Source organism: Micromonospora yangpuensis (genome assembly GCF_900091615.1).
GTDB classification, from domain to species: Bacteria; Actinomycetota; Actinomycetes; order Mycobacteriales; family Micromonosporaceae; genus Micromonospora; species Micromonospora yangpuensis.
In genome coordinates, this window is record NZ_FMIA01000002.1 from 532,825 (window position 1) to 550,534 (window position 17,710).

Annotated in this window: 14 protein-coding genes; 8 read left to right on the plus strand and 6 right to left on the minus strand. The window is 71.9% G+C overall.

What is annotated here, in order from left to right:
* The first annotated feature begins 178 nt into the window (after positions 1 to 178).
* Complete coding sequence (locus GA0070617_RS02630) at positions 179 to 499, plus strand: WXG100 family type VII secretion target (protein WP_091433487.1); 321 nt, start codon at positions 179 to 181, stop codon at positions 497 to 499.
* Positions 500 to 523: 24 nt separating this feature from the next.
* Positions 524 to 817: a WXG100 family type VII secretion target gene (locus GA0070617_RS02635; protein ID WP_091433490.1), complete on the plus strand. Its 294-nt coding sequence runs from the start codon at positions 524 to 526 to the stop codon at positions 815 to 817.
* A gap of 187 nt (positions 818 to 1,004) precedes the next feature.
* Here GA0070617_RS02635 and mycP read toward each other — a convergent pair whose 3' ends face one another.
* Positions 1,005 to 2,225, minus strand: a complete 1,221-nt coding sequence (gene mycP, locus GA0070617_RS02640) for a type VII secretion-associated serine protease mycosin (RefSeq protein ID WP_091433493.1) — start codon at positions 2,223 to 2,225, stop codon at positions 1,005 to 1,007.
* Positions 2,226 to 2,378: 153 nt separating this feature from the next.
* Here mycP and GA0070617_RS31965 point away from each other — a divergent pair, with 153 nt between their 5' ends.
* From GA0070617_RS31965 to GA0070617_RS02655, 3 genes are read left to right on the plus strand one after another with little or no spacing between them, the layout of a single operon-like run.
* Positions 2,379 to 5,183 carry an SseB family protein gene (locus GA0070617_RS31965; protein ID WP_280519199.1) on the plus strand — a complete coding sequence of 935 codons (2,805 nt, stop codon included), beginning with the start codon at positions 2,379 to 2,381 and terminating at the stop codon, positions 5,181 to 5,183.
* Positions 5,086 to 6,165 (plus strand): SseB family protein, encoded by a 1,080-nt coding sequence (locus GA0070617_RS02650; RefSeq protein ID WP_425312146.1) that lies wholly within the window; start codon positions 5,086 to 5,088, stop codon positions 6,163 to 6,165. The genes GA0070617_RS31965 and GA0070617_RS02650 overlap by 98 nt, the downstream gene beginning before the upstream one ends.
* The gene (locus GA0070617_RS02655) at positions 6,162 to 6,527 is read left to right on the plus strand and encodes a hypothetical protein (RefSeq protein WP_091433500.1); all 366 of its coding nucleotides are present in this window, start codon (positions 6,162 to 6,164) and stop codon (positions 6,525 to 6,527) included. Before GA0070617_RS02650 ends, GA0070617_RS02655 begins: the two co-directional genes overlap by 4 nt.
* A 123-nt stretch (positions 6,528 to 6,650) precedes the next feature.
* Here GA0070617_RS02655 and GA0070617_RS02660 read toward each other — a convergent pair whose 3' ends face one another.
* From GA0070617_RS02660 to acs, 3 genes are all read right to left on the minus strand, one after another.
* On the minus strand, positions 6,651 to 7,583 hold the full coding sequence (locus GA0070617_RS02660; RefSeq protein WP_091433503.1) for an alpha/beta fold hydrolase: 933 nt from the start codon (positions 7,581 to 7,583) through the stop codon (positions 6,651 to 6,653).
* A gap of 173 nt (positions 7,584 to 7,756) precedes the next feature.
* Positions 7,757 to 10,177, minus strand: coding sequence for an immune inhibitor A domain-containing protein (locus tag GA0070617_RS02665; RefSeq protein ID WP_091433506.1), 2,421 nt, complete (start codon positions 10,175 to 10,177; stop codon positions 7,757 to 7,759).
* A gap of 258 nt (positions 10,178 to 10,435) precedes the next feature.
* Positions 10,436 to 12,427, minus strand: a complete 1,992-nt coding sequence (gene acs / locus GA0070617_RS02670) for an acetate--CoA ligase (RefSeq protein WP_091445787.1) — start codon at positions 12,425 to 12,427, stop codon at positions 10,436 to 10,438.
* Between the two features lie 311 nt (positions 12,428 to 12,738).
* Here acs and GA0070617_RS02680 point away from each other — a divergent pair, with 311 nt between their 5' ends.
* The gene (locus GA0070617_RS02680) at positions 12,739 to 13,485 is read left to right on the plus strand and encodes a Fic family protein (RefSeq protein WP_091433515.1); all 747 of its coding nucleotides are present in this window, start codon (positions 12,739 to 12,741) and stop codon (positions 13,483 to 13,485) included.
* A gap of 55 nt (positions 13,486 to 13,540) precedes the next feature.
* Here GA0070617_RS02680 and GA0070617_RS29575 read toward each other — a convergent pair whose 3' ends face one another.
* Together GA0070617_RS29575 and GA0070617_RS02685 are read right to left on the minus strand one after the other, a co-directional pair.
* Positions 13,541 to 13,750 carry a hypothetical protein gene (locus GA0070617_RS29575; RefSeq protein WP_139135556.1) on the minus strand — a complete coding sequence of 70 codons (210 nt, stop codon included), beginning with the start codon at positions 13,748 to 13,750 and terminating at the stop codon, positions 13,541 to 13,543.
* Between the two features lie 112 nt (positions 13,751 to 13,862).
* Positions 13,863 to 14,663, minus strand: coding sequence for an HAD family hydrolase (locus GA0070617_RS02685; protein WP_091433518.1), 801 nt, complete (start codon positions 14,661 to 14,663; stop codon positions 13,863 to 13,865).
* 821 nt (positions 14,664 to 15,484) lie between these two features.
* Here GA0070617_RS02685 and GA0070617_RS02695 point away from each other — a divergent pair.
* Positions 15,485 to 16,249, plus strand: a complete 765-nt coding sequence (locus GA0070617_RS02695; protein ID WP_091445790.1) for a GNAT family N-acetyltransferase — start codon at positions 15,485 to 15,487, stop codon at positions 16,247 to 16,249.
* A 243-nt stretch (positions 16,250 to 16,492) separates the two neighbouring features.
* Positions 16,493 to 17,659 (plus strand): helix-turn-helix domain-containing protein, encoded by a 1,167-nt coding sequence (locus GA0070617_RS02700; RefSeq protein ID WP_091433522.1) that lies wholly within the window; start codon positions 16,493 to 16,495, stop codon positions 17,657 to 17,659.
* The last annotated feature ends 51 nt before the right edge of the window (positions 17,660 to 17,710 follow it).

Consider the following 17,710-nt stretch of genomic DNA (forward strand, 5'->3'; position numbering starts at 1 on the left):
GGCTTCGTTGTCCACAGGGGAGAAGCTCGGGGTAGCACAACCGGGATCGGCCGGCTACCGTCAGCGACGACAACTCCACTGACCCGCGCACCCGCCACCGATGGCGCGGTGCGACCGGCCCGACCGCCCCGGACGGGCCGCCGGTCAGCCAGGACCGAGGAAACGAGGTGACCTCCGGGTGTCCCAGACCCAGGCAGAAGCCGCGGTGATGCAGACGACCGCCACGAAGTTCGAGCAGGCGGACCAGTCGTTGCAGACGATGCTGAGTGGCCTGCTGGCCGAGCTGGAAGTGTTGCAGCAGGCCTGGCGTGGGGCCGGTGGCCGCTCCTTCGAGCAGGTCAAGCAGCAGTGGTCGCAGGACCAGGCGGCGTTGCAGCGGGCGCTGCGGGAGACCGCCCAGGCGATCCGCACCGCCGGCCAGCAGTACGACGTCTCCGACACCGAGGCGTCCAGCCGGGTCGCCGGCACCAACCGCGGCGGCATCAAGCTCCCGCTCTAGCCCGGACCGAAAGGGGAACATCCGATGGACCATGGTGTGCTGGTCGTCAACTTCGCCGCGTTGCAGCAGGCCAGTATGGACATCCAGAAGGCGTTGAACACCCTCGACTCGCAGCTCGGCCAGTTGGAGAAGGACGCCGCACCGCTGGTCGCCACCTGGAGCGGTGACGCGCAGCAGGCCTACCAGGTGCGCCAGTCCCGCTGGCGGTCGGCCTCGCAGGACCTCCAGGGCATGCTGCGCGACATCAGGCTCGCGGTGGACGACTCCGCCACCGACTACCTCAACACCGAGAAGCGCAACGTCGGCCTCTTCCAGTGACGGTCGGCCGTGCCCGGTGCCGAACGGCGTTTCGCGCCTGACGGCGGTGGGCCTGTCGGCTGAGCGCGCCTGACGACGGTGGTGCCGGTCCGGACCAGGGCCGGCACCACCGGTGCGGCTGTGTTCCGTTGCCGGTGAGGGCGGTGGCCGCTGCCGACGAGGGTGCGGTGGCCACTGCCGGCGGGGGTCAGGTCGGGTCCGCCGGTCGCCAGCGCCGCCGCCGGCCCCGCGGCAGGACCAGCACCACCAGAACCACCACGAGTACGACACCCGTGGTGGCCGCGGCGACCAGCACGGCCCGTTCCCGCGCCTGCGCCCGGCGGGCCCGCTGCGCCAGCTGCGCCGGCTCGGGTCGGGCGTCGGCCAGGGCCGGCACCGGTGCGGGCTGCCCCACCGGTACGCCGCCGGTGTCGGCGACGGCCCGGTAGGGGTTCAGTACCCCCGCGCCGTAACCGCCGTCCGGGTCGCCGCCCGGCGCCGGATCAGCGGTGGCGACGATCCGCTGGCGTACCTCGGCGGCGGTCAACCGGGGACGGTACTGCCGCACCAGGGCCGCCGTGGCGGCGACGAAGGGCGTGGCGTAGCTGGTCCCCTCGGCCCGATGATGGCCCCGGACGGGGGCCGCCAGCAGCACGTCGCCGCCCGGCGCGACCAGGTCGACGTACGGGCCGGTCTGGGAGAAGTCGGCACGCCTTCCGGTCGCCCCGATGGCCCCGACCCCGAGCACGCCGTCGTAGCCCGCCGGATAGGGCAGCGGGTCGCCACTGTCGTGCAGGTTCCCGGCGGCGGCCACCACGACCACGTCCCGGTCCACGGCGTGCGCGACCGCCGACCGGACCGCCGGCTCGTCGGCGTACAGCACCACGGAGAGGTTGAGCACCTCGGCTCCCCGGTCCACCGCCCACCGGATCGCCTGGGCGAAATCGGTCGCGCTGACCGTACGCCCCGTCTCCCGTCCGTCGATCACCTGCTGCTCGCTGACGCGTACCGGCAGGATCCGGGCGTCCGGTGCCAGGCCACGGAAGGCGACGTCGGGGTGCGGGGCGGCGGCGATGATGCTCGCCACCGCCGTGCCGTGACCGGCGCAGTCGTGCGTACCGTCGCCGCCGGGATCGAGGAAGTCGCTGCCGTCGAGCACCTGACCGGCCAACTGCGGGTGTCGCCGGTCCACCCCGGAGTCGACCACCGCCACGGTGACCCCGACTCCGGTGGCCAGCGCCGACAGCCGGTCGTGGGCGTACCGCTGCTGCGGCCAGGGTGCCTCGGCGACCGGCCGGGCCGGCGCCAACGGCGAGGCACAGGCCGGCGCCGCCCGACCCGTCGCCGGCCCGGCGGCGACGGGCGTCGGAGGTGCTGCGAGGGTCACCGCCAGAGCCACCACCCCCACCCGGGCAACGGACCGGGACATCGATCGCCTCCGCATCGTGTCGGCTCCGGAACAGGATGTTAACGGCTGGCCGTTCGGCGTACCGACCCCTGCCGGCCTTGCCATTGTGATCTTGTTACTACCTTGTAGGTTGTAGGCGATGCCTATGGCCTGTACGCGGGAGGAGAGGTGGCCGTGACCGGATGGGAACCGGCCACTGAGGCCGAGGTGGCGATGCGGGACGCGTTGCGCGCCAACGACCAGGAGTTGTACTTCCGGGTCCTGGCCCGCACCGAGCTGCTGTTGCCGGTCTCGACCCAGTCGCCCGCCGGTCAGGCACCGGTAGGCTGGGGCACCTGGACCACCGGTGGGCGTACCCACGTGCTGGCGTTCACCTCCGCCGCCGCGATGCGCGCCTGCCTCTCCGACGACGCCGGCTCCGGGCGGCGTACGCCCTATGCCGACCTGGCCAACGGTTGGCCCAACCATGAGTGGTGGCTGGCGGTCAACCCCGGTCTGCCCATCGAGGGCTACCTGCCGGCCTGGTTCGTCGCCCAGCTCTCCCGGGGAGACGTCCGGCTGCCCGGCCGCACGATGGGTGCGCGGGCCCGGCTGGAACGGGTGGAGTCCCTGTCCCGGGCCCGAGCCGGCGCGGCCTGGGCGGGCACGGCCTCGGCGGGTGGTGGACCGTCCGGCGGCGGCACCCCGTTCTCCGGAGCCTCGCCGGGCACCGAGCCGGTTCCTCCGGTGCCGTCGGCGGCCGAGCCCACGACGCGGTTCTCTCCGCCGGGTGCCCCGTTCGACGACGGGGCGACGCACCGGCCGGCAGCCGGCTTCGAGCCGTACCCGGAGGACAGTCGAAGCCCGGCGGAGAACGGGCACGGGCCGCTGCCGACCCGGACCCCGCCACCGCGCCCCGACCAGCCGTCCCCACCACCGCGTTACTCGCCCACCGGCCAGTCGGGCGGAGCCGGCCCGTCCGGCGGTCAAGCTCAGTTCGGCGGCCGTGACCAGCTTGGCGGGCGTGACCAGCTTGGCGGTCGTGACCAGTTCGGCGGGCGTGATCAGCTTGGTGGGCGTCCGCACCGGCCGGGCACGGAGGCTGGCGAGCCGGCCGGGACCGTCGGTGCACCATCGCTCTTCACTCCCGCTGCCGACGTGCACCGCCCCGCAGCGACACCCCCACCCGCGAACGGTTGGTTGACCAGACCCTCCGCGCCAGCGGCCGACCGTGTTGCGGCTGCGCCGGCGGATGCGGGTTCCGGTGGGCCGGGGCCCGACGGGCTGGGCACCGGTGGGCCGGGGTCAGGCAGGCTGGGTGCCGGTGGGTTGGGGTCAGGCAGGCCGGGCGCGGGTGGCTCGGGATCCGAGGTCCCGAGGCCCGAGGGGCAGCGCTCCGGCGCCGAGCCGTCGCTCTTCGAGCCGACCAACCGGCGGGTGCCGGCCGCTGACCCGCCGCAGCGGTCGACGATGGCCGACGCCCTGCGCCGGACACCGGCGGCTGATCCGCCCCGCCCGGGTAAGCGGCCGATCCCGCCGGCCCGTACCGGCCTCGGTAGTCAACCGTTCCCGCGTCGCCGGCCGGCCGGCCCGACCGCCGCCGGTGATGCCAGCCGGGCTTTCCAGTTCGGTCCGGCGGACGAGGAGGCCACCCGGGCGCTCCCCACCGACTCGTCGCAGGAGGCCACCCGGGCCTTCCAGGCGGGCCCGCCGGAGCCCTTCCGGGCTGGTCCGGCAACCTTCCCGCGCTCGCCCGATGCCGTCCGGGCCGGTGACACGGGCGAGGAGGCGACGCGGGCGCTGCCACTGCCGTCGCGGCGTCCGACGGAGGAGGCCACCCAGGCCATCCCGACGGGCAGCCTTGCCGAGGAGGCCACCCGACCGTTCTCAGCGCTGCACCACCCCGAGGCTGCGCCCCGCCCGGAGGGAGCGCTGCGCCCCGAGGCTGCGCCGGGTCCGGAAGGAGCGCTGCGCCCCGGGGCGGCGGCCCGCCCGGAAGGAGTGCTGCATCCCGAGGCTGCGCTGCGTCCGGAAGGATTGCTGCGCCCCGAGGCTGCGCTGCGTCCGGAAGGGGCGCTGCGTCCGGAAGGGGCCCTGCGGCCGGCGGTGTCGGCCGGGCCGGAAACGCCGGCCGAGGCGGGGCTGCGGCCCGGCCCGGCCGGTTGGCAGCCGCCGGTGACCTCGACCGATCAGGCCGCAGGACGTACGCGCTGGGCGGGAGGGCAGGCCACGGCACATTCGGTGCCGACTCCGACGGCGGACCCGGAGCCGGCCCGACCGGTCGAGGCGGACCCGACCGAGCCGGTCGGCGTGATGCCGATCTCACAGGTAGGTGCACAACCGGATCTTTCGACCGGCCCGGCGCTTCCACCGGTGGGTATGCGGCAACCCGGCCCCCGGGAAACAGCCGTGGACCCGGGTACGTCGATCGCGGAGCCGGTGTCCGGGCCGCCCGCGTCCCGCCAGGGTTTCACCCCGATCGTGATCGAGGGCACGATCATCGCGGCCCGGGAGTTCCCGGTCGACGAGCGGGCACCGGCTGCCGATCCGCCGTCGCCCGCGTCGGCCCTGGCCGACCCCGACCTGACGTTGTCCCCGGCAGACTTCGCCGATCCCGAGCTGAAGTTGTCCGCGGCGGACTTCGCGCCCCCACCGCCCTTCGCGCCCGCACCGCCCTTCGCGCCCGCACCGCCCTTCGCGCCCGCACCGCCCTTCGCGCCCGCACCGCCCTTCGCGCCCGCACCGCCCTTCGCGCCCGCACCGCCTCGCGCCCGCACCGCCCTTCGCGCCCGCTGCGGACGCCGCCGTCGGCCCGGACGCCGCTGTGGGCTCGGACGGCACCGTGGGTTCGGACGCCGCTGTGGGCCCCGTCGGCACCGTCGGCCCGGGCGGCACCGAGCCGGTGGTCCACCACGACCACGCGGGACACGACGACACCGGGCAGAACGGCACCGAGCCGGCCGAGCGGGAGGGCGGAACCGACCGGGTCGACGCCGGTGACGTACCGGTCGCGGTCGAGTTTCAGCCCGCCAACGAGGTCGAGCAGGACCTACTCGCCGCCACCAGCACCGGCAGCACCGACACCTTCCTGTCCACCCTGCTCCTGGCCCGGGTGCTGCTCCCGGTCGCGGTGGACTCGGCCCCCGGCAGCCGTCCCGGCGAGCCCGGATTCGTCTGGCGGACCGAGCGCCTCGACGGTGAGCGGTACGTGGTGGTGCACACCTCGCCGGAGCGGCTGACCGATCACCACACGGTGACCGTGGAGACGGTGCTGGTCAAGTTCGTGCAGCTGATCCGGTGCTGGCCCGAAGAGGACTGGTCGTTCGCGGTCAACCCCGGTACCCCGATCGGGGCGAAACTGCCCGGTGAGCAGATCGTCGGGCTGGCCAACTGGGCCGCCGAGGTGGGTCTCGGTGACGACGCCGGGGCCGAGGAGCCCGTCGCCGTCGAGGAGCCGGCCAGCCGGCCACGCAACGCGGCACCGCCGGTCGACCCCAACGCGCCGGTCGTCATGCAGAAGGCGGTCGCCCCGAGCCAGCTCGCCTACTACCTGGAGCGCGGCTACGACCGGGTGTCCGGCTTCGTGCACCGGGCCCCCGAGCTGGCCCACCTGACCACTCCCGCCCAACTCCACGGTGGCCTCGGGCTGGGCTACCCCGACTCGCCCTTCGCCCGGGACGCCGACGAGATCTACGTACTGCGCTGGCCGGCGCACCGGCCGAGCCTCTACCGCATCCCGTACGGCGGGCAGAACGAGGACGCCATGCGGGCGATGGAGGGCTGGGTCATCGAACGTTTCCCGTTCCGGGGCAACGGCTTCGCCCCCGGGGAGAGCAGCGACGTGATCGCCGAGTTCAAGGTGGACAGTGCCCGGCTGCCGCACGGCTCGCAGCTCCTGCGGATCAGCGCCGACGGCACCGAACGGGTGATCGCCACGCTGGACACCGACGCCCTGGTCTGGCGTCAGGTCGGTGGGTCCTGATGCGGGACGGCTACGTCGCCCGGTGGCGTGGACGGGAGTACCAGGCCAGCCCGGACGGTAACGACATCCGGCTGTACCAGCCCGAGCCCGGCGACGGGTTCACCGAGGTCCGGCCGGGGCGGTACGTCCGGGTGCTGCCGGCCCACGAGGTGGACGACCTGGCGTACGTGCGGACCACCTGCACCTGGCAGGGACAGCCGTTCATCGTGCTGGCCGAGCACGACGGCTGGCTGCGGGTCGAGTACACCGGCGGGCGGTGGCCGGTCGCCCGGGCGCTCGGCCTGGAGGTGTTCGACTTCGGCGTCTACCAGGGCTGGGCACCCACCAACGAAGTCGCCGACCTGCGCGAGCAGCGGCTCTGAGCCGACGCGCGGGCAGTGGGCCTGAGCCGACGCGCGGCTAGTGGGCCTGAGCGCGCGTGCGGGCAGTAAGGTCGGAGCCCGTGCGAGGACAGCCGGGCAGCGCATCCGGGGCCGGGCAGCCGGTCAGGACTTCGCCCAGCGCAGGATCTCGCCGAGTACCAGGTCGGCTGCCTCCAGGTGGGGGAAGTGGCCGACCTCGTCGAGCAGCCGCCACTCGTACGGTGCGGTCACGTACCGGCCGGAACCCTGGGCGGTCCGGGGCAGGGAGGCGGCGTCCAGCGCGCCGTGCAGTTGCAGGGTCGGGGTGACCAGGGGCTTCTGCATCAGCCGGACGAACCGGTACCCGTGCAGACGCAGCACCGAGCGGAACGCCCACCGGTAGCCCTCCAGCGCACAGAACGCGGCCTGGGGGATCTGCATGGCGTCTCGGCAGTGTCGGGCGTACGCCGGGAAGTCCGGGCCGTCGGCCCAGCGTGGGCCGCTCCACCGGTGCAGCACCTCCCCGACGGCGGCGGCGTCGTCGCGGGTCAGCACGTGCTCGTACCGTGGGATCTGGAAGCGCAACGCGGGCGTGGAGGCGGCGAACTGCCCCCGCGGGTCGGCGAAAATCGCCGCGCGTAGCCGCAGCGGATGCGGTGCGCCGAGCACCACCAGCCGCCGGACCAGCGACGGGTGGAACGACGCCACCGTCCAGCCGATCATGCCACCGGCCCCGGTGCCGACCACCGTCGCCGAGCGTTCACCCATGCCCCGGATCAGGCCGGCGATGTCGGCGGCGAGCGTGTAACCGTCGTACCCCCGGGGTGGTTTGTCGCTGGCGCCATAGCCGCGCAGATCGACGGCGACCGCGCGGAAGCCGGCGTCGGCGACGGCCGGCAGGATGTCGTGCCACGCCCACCAGTACTCGGGGAAGCCGTGCAGGAAGAGCACCATCGGCCCGGTGCCGGCCTCGACGACGTGGAACCGGCTGCCGTTGGCACCGACGAAGCGGTGGGTCCACGGCCCTTCGGTAAGCACGCAGGACTCGTCGAAGGGGCCGCCACGCTGCTCGGTCATGGTTGACAGCCTAGGCCCCGCCGTCCGCCCTCCCCCTCCCGGCGAAAGGAAGGGCCCCCTGTTATCGCTTTCTGTTGTATAGGGGGCCCTTCCTTACACCCTCAGAGGGGGAAAGGGGGCCGCCCGGGCAGGTGGACTGCCCGGGCGGCGGGTGGTGCGGGATCAGCGGTCGGTCAGGAGAAGCGGACCTTCAGCGAGGTGCCGTTCTCCTCGACGACCCGGATCTTCGTACCGGTCGCGGGGAGCTTGACGCCGTGGTTCGGCAGCTCGGCGAACCAGTACTTCTTGGTGTCGTCGAAGAGCGGCTTCGCCGCCTTGCCCCGGATGTACTGCGGCTGGCTGTTCACGTGCAGCGTGAACGAGTCGGCCTTGCGCAGGCTGAACGGTGCGTCGTACACCTGCACCCGGGCCCGCCACGGCTGGCCGGTCAGGTTGTAGATCGGCTCCGGCCGGGAGTCGATGATCATGTTCCGGCCCTCGCCCGGGTGGGCGAAGGTGTCGTTGTCGGCCCACCTGGTGTTCCAGTAGGAGATGAGCAGACCCTCCTGGTACGCGTAGTGGTCCACCCAGTCCGGCTTCGTGTTGGCGTAGCCGAAGAAGTACGGGCCGGTCTGCAGGTACTTGTCGTACGAGACGTACGACCGGTGACCCGCGATGTAGTAGTTGTCGAAGAGCCGGGTGTACGTCTCCTCGGCGATGGTCCAGCCGTCGAGCGTCCACTCGCCGGGGCCGTCCTCGGCACCGTCGGTGGCCAGCACCGCCCCGTCGGCGGTCACCGTGACGGCGTCACCGTAGAAGCCGCCCTCGGAGACCCCACCGTCGGTCTGGTACCGGAGCCGGAACTGGGCGACCTTGCCGGCGGCGAAGTCCAGCGGGATGTTGATGTCGACCCACTCGCCGCCGCTGCTGCCGTCCAGCGCCGGACGCGGGTCGTCGGGCGAGATCGGCGGGATCGGCTCACCGTCGACGGTGCCCGGCAGCATCGTCCAGGTCGCACCGCCGTCGACCGAGCCCTCGAAGAAGAGGTAGTCGTAGTCTTCCTCGATGCTGTAGCGGCCCTTGAGCGACACCGCCGCCGTCGACTTCCCGGTCAGGTCGATCGTCCGGGTCATCGTGTTGTTCAGGTCGTCGGCGTTGCCGGAGAAGAACTGCTTGTCGCCCTCGAACGGCTTGCCGTTGTCGAATTCGTACTCCCGCTGGGGGAGTACCACCACGGCGGCCTGCGGCTTGTCGGAGTTGTACTCCTGTGGACCGAGGTTCAGCGTCTTCTTCTGCCCCGCGACGACCACCTCGTAGTCGAGCCAGCCGAGCTGGAGCTTGTTCCACGCGCCCAGGTCGCCACCGCGCTCACCGATGCCGCCGTCGTTCTTGCCGCCGAGGCGGCTCTGGGCCATCAGCGTCCAGTGCTCGTTGTTGTTGTCCCCGCCGCTGATGACGTTGTAGTCGTCCGGCAGGCCCAGGTCGTGGCCGTACTCGTGGTAGAAGACGCTGCGGCCACCGTTCTCCGGCTGGATGGTGTAGTCACCGATCCAGACCCCGGTGTTGCCGATCTGGGTGCCGCCGGCCGGGAAGTTCGGCGGGCCGGTCAACCCCTGCTGGGTGGCGTAGGCGTACCAGCGGTGGCTCCAGATGGCGTCCTCACCCTGGATCGGGTCGCCGTCGGCCATGTCGCCGCCTGCGTGCACGATCTGGAAGTGGTCGATGTAGCCGTCCGGCTCGTTGAAGTTGCCGTCGCCGTCGTGGTCGTACCGGTCCCACTTGTCCATCGCCTTGACGTCGGCGGCGATCTCGGCGTCGCTGCGGCCCTGGGCCTTCTGGTCGGCGACCCACTGGTTGGCGGCGTCGCGCACCAGCGCCCAGACGTTGTTGCAGACGTTCGAGGCGCAGACGTTCGGGTCGGTGTCGGCCTCGTCGAGCGAGCGGCCGTAGCGGGCCTCGTTGAACGGGACCTTCACCCAGTTGGTGACCTGTCCGTCCACGCTGTAACGACCCGAGGACTGGGCCTCGTAGTACTGCTTGAGCGACTCGTCGCCCCGGCCGGTGCCGAAGTACAGCTGGCGGAAGTACTCCGGGCTGTAGTCGGCCTGCCAGACGGTGGAGTTGTCCACCGAGCGGTTCGGCTCCGGGATCTCGTTGTGCTGCGGACCGTCGAACCTGGTCGGGCCGGGCCAGTCCGGGTTGAGGTCCTTGTCCGGGTAGTCCGGGTGTCGCTCGTTGCCGAACTCGGCCAGGATCACGAAGATCTGGTCGGTCTTCTCCCGGGACAACTCGACGTACTGGTCCGTTTTGGTGGCGCCGCCGACCCGGGCGGAACGGGCGTTGGCCCCGGCCGGGCCGCCGGCGGTCTCGCCGACCTTGACTACCGTGCTGCCGTTGATCCGCTGAGGCTTGGTCCGGCCGGAGAGGACGTCGGTGAGCCCCTCCTGACGCATCGCGCGCCGCTTGTCCTCCAGCGGGTTGGGCAGGTCGTGCTCGGCATGAGCGGGTTCGGCGACCGACGGGGCGGCTGCCGGCGGGTCCGCCTGCGGCGCGGCGCTGGCGGACGACGCCGCCACGAATCCCGTCGCCGTCAGGGAGAGCCCGAGCAGACCCACTGCGACTTTGCGCACGTGGTACCTCCGGTGTTGGGGAACCGGCCCACGGGGACAAGGGCCGGTAGTAGTGATCCCACGCGTGGGACCACTGGTGAACATAGACACTGGTGGGACGGGTGGGAAGATGCGTGCGCCGATTCGTGGCAAGAATTTGTGTCGGCTGTCCGTCGCCGTCACACGCCCGTGTCACATCCGGGCAACAGAAAGGGTGGCGGTCCGTCCGGACCGCCACCCTTCGATCTGGGGTACGTCGTCGCGTCAGTCCTCGTCCGACTTCCCACCCTGCATTCCGGAGGAGATCAGCTCCATCACCGAGGAGTCCTGCAGCGTGGTGACGTCACCGAGGGACCGGTTCTCCGCCACGTCCCGCAGCAACCGCCGCATGATCTTGCCGGACCGGGTCTTCGGCAGCTCCGGTACCAGCATGATCTGCCGGGGCTTGGCGATCGGGCCGAGCGACTTCGCCACGTGGTTGCGCAGCTCGGCGATGAGCCGCTCGCCGGCCTCCCCGGCGACGTCGGTGCTGCCCCGGGGGATGGCGAACGCGACGATCGCCTGCCCGGTGGTCGGGTCGGTCGCGCCGACCACCGCCGCCTCGGCCACCGACGGGTGGCTGACCAGCGCGGACTCCACCTCCGTGGTGGAGATGTTGTGCCCGGAGACCAGCATCACGTCGTCCACCCGGCCGAGCAGCCAGATGTGCCCGTCGGCGTCCTTCTTGGCACCGTCGCCGGCGAAGTAGACCCACTCGTCGCCGCTGCCGGCCCCCGCGCCGAACCGGGACCAGTACGTCTCCAGGAACCGGTTGTCGTCGCCCCAGATGGTGCGCAGCATCGACGGCCACGGCTCGCGCAGCACCAGGTAACCGCCGCCGCCGTCGGGCACCGACTGGCCCTGGTCGTCCACCACGTCGGCGACCACCCCCGGCAGCGGGGTCATCGCGCTGCCCGGCTTCGCCTCGGTCACCCCCGGCAGCGGGGAGATCATCATCGCTCCGGTCTCGGTCTGCCACCAGGTGTCGACGATCGGCAGCTCACCGTGGCCGACGTGCTGCCGGTACCACATCCAGGCCTCGGGGTTGATCGGCTCGCCGACGCTGCCGAGCAGGCGCAGCGAGGAGAGGTCGTACCCGGCGGGGATCTCCTCGCCCCACTTCATCATGGTCCGGATCAGCGTCGGCGCGGTGTACAGGATGCTCACCCGGTACCGGTCGACGATCTCCCAGAACCGGCCCTTGTGCGGGGTGTCCGGGGTGCCCTCGTACATCACCTGGGTGGCGCCGTTGGCCAGCGGGCCGTACACGATGTAGGAGTGCCCGGTGACCCAGCCGATGTCGGCGGTGCACCAGTAGACGTCGGTTTCCGGCTTCAGGTCGAAGACCGCGTGCGTGGTGTACGCCGCCTGGGTCAGGTACCCCCCTGTGGTGTGCAGGATGCCCTTCGGCCGGGCGGTCGTACCGCTGGTGTAGAGGATGAACAGCGGGTGCTCGGCGTCGAACGGCTGCGCGACGTGCTCGGCCGGGGCGGTCTCGACCGTCTCGTGCCACCAGTGGTCCTTACCGGTCCAGGCGACCTCCTCGCCGGTGCGCCGGACCACCAGCACGTGCTCCACCGACGGGCAGGCCGCCACCGCCTCGTCCACGGTCGGCTTCAACGCCGACGGCTTGCCCCGCCGGTAACCACCGTCGGCGGTGATCACCACCTTGGCGGTGGCGTCCTGGATCCGGTTGCTCAGCGAGTCGGCGGAGAACCCGCCGAAGACCACGCTGTGGGTGGCCCCGATCCGGGCGCAGGCCAGCATCGCCACCGCCGCCTCCGGCACCATCGGCAGGTAGATCGCCACCCGGTCGCCGGCGACCACCCCCAGGTCGGTGAGCGCGTTCGCCGCCTGGCAGGTCAGCCGGTGCAGCTCGGCGTAGGTGATGGTCCGGGTGTCACCCGGCTCACCCTCCCAGTGGATGGCCACCTTCTCGCCGTGGCCGGCCTCGACGTGCCGGTCCAGACAGTTGTACGCCACGTTCAGCTGCCCGCCGACGAACCACTTCGCGAACGGCGGGTTCGACCAGTCCAGCACCTCGTCCCACGGCTTCGCCCAGGCCAACCGCCCGGCCTGGCGGGCCCAGAAGTCCAGCCGGTCGGCGCCGGCCTGCGCGTACGCCTCGGCGGTCACGTTCGCGTTCGCGGCGAGTTCGGCCGGGGGCGGGAACTGCCTCGTCTCGTTCAGCAGGTTGGCCAGTGCCTCACCACTCATGCCGGACTCCTTCTCCACTCACGTGACCTGCATCTCGATGAGCCGAGGCTAGTCGGGTACCCCGCCCGCGGCGACCGCAGTCGCCCGGATCGCGCCCAACGGCCCCCACCACGCGCCCAGCTGTAAGGAAGGGCCCCCTGTTAACGCTTTCGGTAGAGAAGGGCACCCCTCTCACCGCCCCGGGCGGCGGGGGCGGTCCGCGGGGCGGCGCCACGGGCGGGGGCGGTCCGGGCGGCGCCGTGGGCGGCGGGGGTGGTGCGGGCACCGCCACGGGCGGCGGGGGCGGTCGGCGGGTTCGCTAGCGTGGCGGGGTGACCGACGATCCGCTCGCCCCGCTGCTCGGGCTCGCCGACATCGCACCCGCCGTCGACCGGGCCCGCGAGCGGTTCGACCAGGCGTTGGGCCACCGCGCGCTACGCCGGCACGGCGGCCAGGTCGCGGCCGAGGTCAGCCTCCGGTCCGCGGTGGCCAGCGCCGCCCTGCAGGGGTACGCCCACGAGCGCGAGGCGGTCCGCGCCGGTACGGTCACCGACCCGGTGCTGCAGGGCGCGCTCCGGGTGGCCGGGGCGCTGCCTACGCTGAGCGAGCGCTGGTCGACGGCGCCCCGACAGGTGCTGGCCAGGCTGCACGTGCTTGCCGCCCGGGACGTCGTACCCGAGCAGGAGCTGGGGCGGCCGGTGGCGGATGCGGCGCTCGGGGCGCGACTGGACGCGTTGGCCGGCCTGGTCGCCGGCGGTACGAAGGTGTCGCCGTTGGTCCTGGCCGCGGTGGTGCACGGGGAGCTGCTGGCGCTGCGGCCGTTCGCCGGGCCGTCGTCGGTGGTGGCCCGGGGCGCGGCCCGGCTGGTCCTGCTGGCCAGCGGTTTCGACCCGCGCGGCCTGCTCGCGGTGGATGTCGGCCATCACGACCGGGAACCCGAGTACGTCGGCGCGGCCGGCGCCTTCGCCACCGGTACCCCGGACGGGCTGCGGTCCTGGCTGCGGCACTACCTGACGGCCGTCGAGGTGGGGGCCGACCAGCTCACCGCGATCGGCGACGAGATCCTCGCCGCCGCCTGACCGCTGCTGCCTGACCGTCGATGCCCGAGCTGACACCTGACCGCTGGTGCCCGAGCTACATTCGGCCGCGGCGGCGGCCGTAGGGCACCCCGACCAGTACGACGGCCAGGCCGACGAGGCCGACGGTGAGCAGCAGCCCCTGATCGGTTTTGGACACCATCGCGAAGAGCACCATCACCATGCTGAACATCGCGGTCACCCCGGCCAGCATCCACATGACCGGCGGCGGATAGTGCCCCTGGCTCTGATTCTCCCGAGTCGCCATCGGTTCTCCCTCCCGCGCCCTGAATCTGCCGCGTCGTGAAGACTTGTACCTGATGTTCCCGGTGTCGTATTCGGTAAACCGATCGTCGAGTTGTTCGCCCGACGTCGGTCGCTCAGGTCGCCGCGACCCGGGTCCGCCGGTGCCGGCCGTACCAGGCGATGCCGATCGCCACGCCCACCCCGACGCTGAGCGCGGCGGCGGCCACCGGCACGGCGGGGCGCTCGCGCAGCCGCCGGCCCAGCGGCACCGGGTGCCGGAACTCCAACACCGGCCAGGCGTTCTCGGTGGCCAGCTTGCGCAGCGCCCGGTCCGGGTTGACCACCGAGGGGTGACCGACACACTCCAACAACGGCCGATCACTGTACGAGTCGGAGTACGCGTACGACTCGGCCAGGTCGTACCCGCGTTCGGCGGCCAGCTCACGGACCCCGTCGACCTTGCTCGGCCCGGCCGCGTAGAACTCGACCTCACCGCTGTACCGGCCGTCCACCACCGCCATCCGGGTGGCGATCACGTCGGTGATCCCGAGCAGCTCGCCGATCGGCCGGACCATCTCGTCACCGGAGGCGGAGACCAGCACCACGTCCCGGCCGTCGGCGCGATGCTGCTCGATAAGCGCGGCGGCCTCGGCGTACACGTAGGGGTTGATCAGCTCGTGCAGGGTCTCCGCCACGATCTGGCGGACCTGCTCCACCGGCCACCCCTTGCAGAGCGCGGCGAGGTAGTCCCGGGTCCGGGCCATGGTCTGCTCGTCGGTGCCGCCCAGCCGGAACATCAGCTGCGCGTACGCCGACTTGACCACGTCCCGCCGGGTGATCAGACCGTCCCGGTAGAACGGCCGTCCGAACGCCAGGGCGCTCGACTTGGCGATGACGGTCTTGTCCAGATCGAAAAAAGCGGCACTTCGGCCCACGGCGCGAAAGTCTAGCCCGATCGTCTATCGTCGGCGGGTGCCCGGGGGCGGCAGTACCTCCCCACCTGCGCACCGCGTCACGATATCACTCCTACCAGTGATCGTGGTCACACTCCGCGAGCGGGATTTTGCAGTGAGTGGAGGTAACGCCACTCGACGTGCACACGGTCCCTCAGGCATGCTTGTCCTCACGGCAAGTATTCGCACCTTGTGCCGCACACAGGCCCCTGGCGGTCGCACCCCCCCGTGACCGCCGGGTGGGTTCGGCTCAATCCCCCCGGAGCCGGACCATCGACGACCCCCGTCTCCCCCCGACGGGGGTCGTCTCTTACCCCTGGGAGCGCGACCGTACGGGGCACAGGGCCTCGTCCACGCCATCGGGGCGTTCCGGGTCGGGCCCCTGAGCTTCCCCGGTAGCCCGGAGGACGATCTGCGCGGCGGCTTGGGCAGGAGTCAGGTGCGTGGTGTCGATGACCTCGGCCTCGGCATGCAGCCACGTGCGGGCCGCCTCGGCGTAGGGCTTGAGGTGCGTCTCAGCCGGTTGTGACGCATATGTGCCGCCACGGTGAGCTGCCGTCATAGATGCTCGCAACTTCCAGGATCTTGTCTCCAAGACCCCATCCCGGGAGCACCACAACAAGGAAGTTGTCGCCTGCCGGTCGGTTGCTCGGGGCGGGATGTGGTGGCGTGCCCCGTAGGCAACCGAGCATCGGGGCGGACTTTGTCGGGGCCCTGTGCTCGTGGCCCCATAACCCACTGCGCGTTTTCGGCCGGCCACCAATTCGGTGGTGGTCGGGGCCGACGGCGGGGAGGATGCGTCAATGGCTCGATCGGCTGTGTCACAACGCGTCGAGGAACTCTGGGTCAGCCTCGCCGGTGTCACGACCAGCTTCCCGGCCGACGGCGTACAGGTGGTTGTCGCGGCCGGGTCGCGGCTGTGCCCACCGGCGTGGGTCGGCATCGTGGTGTTGGAAAGCTCCGGCCTCGCCACCGCGCCGGACGCGGTCACCGCCCGGTTCCTGCGTGAGTCGCTGGCCGGTAGACCGCTCCGGTCGGCTGTCGGGGCTGGGCGGTGGAGCGGGGAGCCGGGCGTGGTGGACGTGCTCGGCCCCGCCTCGTTGGCGTACCTCGACGAGCAGGAGTTCCGGCCAGCGGCGGAGGCCCCCGGCGTGGTCCATCTGCCGCCGGGGCACCTGGACCTTGCCCGGCTGGTAGCAGAGGTGTCCGGGGAGGACATGGCGGAAAGTGGGATCGGCGAGATCTCGTCACCGGCGTTCGTCGTCCGGGATCGCGCACGGGTGGTAGCTGCGGCAGGCTACCGCGAGTGGCCAGGCGCGGTCGCGCACATCAGCGTGCTGACCAGTGCCCGCTTTCGGGGTCGTGGACTGGCCCGTGCGGTGGCTTCCGCTGCGGTGGCGGAGGCACTGGGAAACAATCTGCTGCCGCAGTGGCGCGCCCGGAACGAGCCCTCCCGAAGGGTCGCCCGCCGACTCGGCTTCCGCGAACTCGGCGGCCAGGTGAGCATCAGATTCGCGAGCTACCAGGTACAGCGCAACGGTGACAGGAGACCACCACCCCGTCAGTAGGGTGACATCGTGCGGAACGGCTGAGCTCCCGATTGATCTTCGGTGACCGCTCGATCTGGCGGGGTCGGCACTTTGGGGGCGGTGCTTCATCTCGTTGCCGGGTTGTCGCAGCGACCATCGAATTCCGGCCAGCCCGGGCAGTGATGGCGGTTACCGCCGATCAGTCCTCGTTGTACCGTCGGTAACGGTGGTTGTGGACGGGATCCGGGGCTGGCTGCTCCTTCCTGCGGCGGGAGTGTCGTTGTGTCGTACGCCGATTCGCGTTTCGGGGCTCAGTTGCGGGCTCTGCGTACCGCTCGGGGTTTGTCGTTGCGGGCGCTCGGGCAGCTCGCGCACCGGGGGAAGAGCCACCTGCACGACCTGGAGACGGGGGTCAAGGCTCCCGCGCTGGAAACGGCGCGGCACCTCGACGAGGTGCTCGAAGCCGGTGGTGCGCTGGCGCGGCTCGTGGGGCAGCCGGTCGATCACGACGCCGAAGCCGACGAGTTGCTTGCGCGGGTACGCGCCAGCGATGTGAGCGCCGAGACGCTCACCCGCATCGAGGCGAGCGTCGATGATCTGGCCAGCGCGTACGCGACCAGCCGGCCGGTGGATCTGCTGCCGCTGGTGCGTAGGCGGTTGGCGTACGTGGGTCGACTGCTCGACGGGCGGGGGACGCTGGCGCAGCGGCGCCGGTTGATCGTCGCCGGTGGCTGGTTGACCGTGCTGCGGGCGACGGTACACATCGATCTGTTGCAGCGTTCGGCGGGCAGCGCTCATCTGGTCGCCGCTGCCAGGCTTGCCGAGCATGCCGAACACCGGGAGATCCAGGCGTGGTGTCTGGAGACCCAGGCGTGGGACCGGCTGACCCAGGGCGGGTACCGGCAGGCGATCGACCTGTCCCAGCAGGCGCAGCGGGTGGCACCTCGGGGAAGCTCGGCGCACCTCCAGGCGACTGCTCAGGAGGCGCGGGGGTGGGCGCGGGTGGGTGACGTGCGGCGGACCCGTGCCGTGCTGGACCGCCTGGAACAGTTGACCTCTAACCTGCCGATGCCGGAGCGGGCTGAGCACCATTACCGGTACGACCCGACGAAGGCCCTGGCGTACACGGCCACGACGCTGTCCTGGGCGGGCGATCCGGCTGCGGTGCAGGTGGCCCGGGTCGCGCTGGCGGAGCTGGATCCGCGCGGTGACGGGGGTGAGCGGCCCCGGCGGTCCGCCTCTGCCCGCCTGGACCTGGCCTTGGCGTTGGTGGCCGCCGGCCAACCCGACGAAGCCAGCACGGTCGCCGCTGAGGCGATCCGGTCCGGACGGGTGGTCTCGTCGAACTGGTGGCGGGCCCGCGAGGTGCTGGAACGGGTCGAGCAGATCGACGCGGCGGAGGCGTCGGTGCTGCGTGCGGCCTACCAGGTCTACCGGCCGGTCGACTGACAGCGGACAACCGACACGACCAGCGGACACCCAACTTCTTTGGGTAGCCGT